1 protein-coding gene is annotated in these 1145 nt (G+C 35.7%); it reads right to left on the bottom strand.

Annotated elements, in window-relative coordinates; translation table 11 throughout:
* Window positions 1-854: hypothetical protein (locus tag EQY_RS0120155; RefSeq protein ID WP_024212673.1), on the bottom strand; the 854-nt coding region annotated here is incomplete at its 3' end.
* Window positions 855-1145 lie beyond the last annotated feature (291 nt).

Raw genomic sequence — 1145 nt, 5'->3', positions numbered from 1 at the left:
TGTTTATATTTATAACGTTTAATTTCAGCATCCATTGCATCATTAATATTCTCGGTGCTCCTAATTGGACTTCCATAAAAAAAATCCCTAATATAATCATAATAATCTTCGACATCTCTTTGACTTATTCCTAAGAATTCAGGTCCTTTAATCCTCTCTGTGACAAATTCTCTCATTGATGGATGAATACTTCCATTATTAGCCAAAATATCTAATTCACGAAGACATGTTGTTCTGGAAGGTGTCCCATATTGATCATTCAGCAGAGTTATTACATGTGAGTATTCACCTAATACAATAGGATCAATTATTTTAGATTTGAAATTTGAACGAATTGCTTTTACCTGAATACCAGCAATATTAGTCGTAGGGTTTTCTGTTGCAGGCTCAGGTTGACCTGATATAGGATTGTTACGGATAAAAATAATATCAGATCTACTTTGAGGAGCGTACAAATGGGGGTAGAGCGCTTTAGTGGTAATAAACCCTGTACCTATAGCTTTATATTTTTCATAAATATTAGTCATAACCTGTCGTTGCCGACATGAGCACCACGTAAGAGCAGCCCTACCCATATTTTTATTACGATTAAAAAGGCTAACCAAATAGGATTCAAAAACAAGCCCAGCAAACGATTCAAGTGATAATTTGGAGGCAAAATAAATATTACCTCTAAATTCTTTAAGATGACCAGTTTCTAATCCATCTGCTATTAATTGGTTCTTATAACGTTCTCTTAGAATTTTTTTACGCATTTCAGGGCTAATTGCAGAATGATTAGGATCTAGAATAGAAAGAGGCATATTGATCAGCGTAACCAACTCCTCGTGGCCAACAACTAAATTGTCACTCATCGTCCATATCCCTAACAAATAAAACACATCACAATTATACACCCAAGAGTAATAATTTAATCCACATGTTGTCCCGCCATTCTGGCGATTCCTAAAAGCTATTTGGCTAAAAAATAGTCTTAACATGGTTTGTTTTCCGAATTCCAAGCGGCTCCCTGTCCGGCAATTACCGTATCGTTCATCGATAGGAATTTAAAACCTAAAAAGATAAAAAACCCCAAAAAACGGATGTTTATTCAACACTGGCTGCGCGTACAATACGGGGTCTGAAGTCCAATGGAACGAAAACGT

The organism is Escherichia sp. TW14182 (assembly GCF_000208525.1).
GTDB classification, from domain to species: domain Bacteria; phylum Pseudomonadota; class Gammaproteobacteria; order Enterobacterales; family Enterobacteriaceae; genus Escherichia; species Escherichia ruysiae.
This window is presented reverse-complemented; position numbering and strand designations above follow the sequence as displayed.